At 65.4% G+C, this 2,117-nt stretch carries 1 protein-coding gene; it reads left to right on the top strand.

Going from position 1 to position 2,117, the window contains the following annotated elements:
- The first annotated feature begins 1,113 nt into the window (after window positions 1-1,113).
- Complete coding sequence (locus ACFYQA_RS39420; RefSeq protein ID WP_388928652.1) at window positions 1,114-1,911, top strand: DUF1963 domain-containing protein; 798 nt, start codon at window positions 1,114-1,116, stop codon at window positions 1,909-1,911.
- The last annotated feature ends 206 nt before the right edge of the window (window positions 1,912-2,117 follow it).

The raw sequence follows: 2,117 nt of genomic DNA, 5'->3' as shown, positions 1-2,117 counted from the left end.
GCGGTCACCGCCTGACAACACCTGAATAGCACCGCTTCTGAAGGAGGGGCAGCTCAGGAGGAAAGCCTTCGGAGCCACCCCTCTTATCGGTGTCTGTGGTCCTCGACGCATCCCCGGTGCCCAGGGCTTCACCTTCTGATCCGTAGCTCTACAGACATCGGTCACAGCCGGTCATTCAGGCTGCGGGATGGACTCGGTCGGCTGTTGTGGGGTGCTGACGGTTGCGGGGGTTGCTGTACTTGGCTGCTGTACCGCAGGATCGCCGGGTGTCCCGTCTGATCGGCCCGCATACCGCAGACCCGTGCCCCCGCTGCGCCGACGAAGCGGTCCGCCTGGGTACCCCGCCCTGCGCCGCCGGACCCGCTGCGGTTGGCTACACCTGCGACCGCTGCGGCCACGTCTGGTCTCGGCCGGTCGAAAGGGACCTGGAGGTCTATGACACCGTCCGGGCAGACCTTCCTCATGCGACGCTGTACGGAACCGTCTGGCGTCTGGAGGGCGACCGCGTGTTGCTCCGGGGACTGGGCGGCGATTGGCACCGGTGGGTCGAGCACTGGAGAGTCATCCTCTACTGACCGTCTCCCGCTTGTGCCTCAGCCGAAGACGGTCAGCCCAGACGGCGGGTATGTCGACCGGGCGGGCGCGCGTGTGCCTCGCTGTACCCCTGCCGGCCTAGCCACGCTGTTGGTGCCGTTGACCAGAGCAAGCTGGGACGACCTGTTTGGAAGACGATCACGCCCCTGACCTCTCAGCTTGGGAAGCTCAGAGCAGGCAGAGCCGCAGCCAGGGATGACCTGCGGGGAAGCGGTGCTGGCGCCTGGCGAGTGGCTGATCAACTGCCCGGTGTTCCCCGTGGTTCCCCGCACCATCTGGCACGGGCGCGGCCGTCGGGCCTGCGCGCCTGCCGCGCCAGCGACCACCGCATTAGGAGTTCGATCTACGGCTGCCCCGGCAGGGAGGCCTGGCATCACAGAGGTCAGGCAGGTGTGCGCATGTACGTCTTTGTCCGGTGCCGTTGATGTCAGTCATAGATGTCAGGGTCCGTCGAGGGGCGAGGGGCGCGGCTGAGACCCAAGGTGGCCGAGACCGAACGGAGGTTGAGAAGATCCTGGCATGCAGTTCGACGACCCTGCCGACTTGAGTCGCGTATGCACAGAACGGCTCGGCGAGAAGGCCGGTCGGCAGTTCGCTGCCATGGCCCGCCGCGGCTTTCAATTGGTCCGCCCAGCAGGAAGTATCCAGGCCACTGGGCAATGCCGACTTGGTGGGCCTGCCCTCCTCGAACCGGAGACCTGCTGGCCCGAACAGAGCGGGGTTCCGTTGTCCCTGCATGCCGTGCTGGACACCGATGCTCTCGCTACCTGGCTGGGCAACGAACTGCCCACACGGCCCGGCCTACTCAACTTCTTCTACCTCGATCCGGACCTGCCGTACGAGGAGTACCGCCAACTGGACATGTCCGAGTCCGGGGTATGCCGCGTCATTCCCGCCGACCCGGCACGGGCAGTCGAGACGACGGCACCCGAACCAGCGAGAAGCTATCCGGCGATGCCCGTCCACGCAGCCGAGGTAACCATGCTCCCAGACTGCTGGGACGTTGAGGACGAGGATGTGGAGTTCGACAGGGACCAGCACTGGGGAGCGGCATCGCTCATTCTCAGCGAGATGGGAGATCTCGACGGGAACACCGCCGGCAGTTACTGCGCCTTCGGTTGGCCGGACACCTCGTACACGCTCAAGGTGTCGTCCCGCGACGCCGACGGCCCGGCCATCCATCTGCTCCAGCTTGCCGAGGACACCGAACTCGGATGGGGCTGGGGGGACGCCGGAACGTTGTACTTCACGATCCCGGTCAAGGCACTCGCGACCGGCGACTTCAGCCAGGCCGTGGCACAGGCTCTCTGCTGCTGATACGCACAGCAGGAGGCCGCTGCCGGAGACTGCATCGTTGTCGCCGTGTTCTCTTGGAAGAAGGAGATGTCAAAGGCCCCGGACCAAGATCGGTCCGGGGCCTTTGTGCTGGTGCCCCCGGCAGGATTCGAACCTGCGACACCCGCTTTAGAAGCGATTCCTAAAGCGGACGTAGCTTCAAGTTTTCCCAGTTCAGGCATGGTTGC

Origin of the sequence: Streptomyces sp. NPDC005774, from assembly GCF_042871645.1 — a bacterium.
Taxonomy (GTDB): Bacteria; Actinomycetota; Actinomycetes; order Streptomycetales; family Streptomycetaceae; genus Streptomyces; species Streptomyces pratens.
This window is presented reverse-complemented; position numbering and strand designations above follow the sequence as displayed.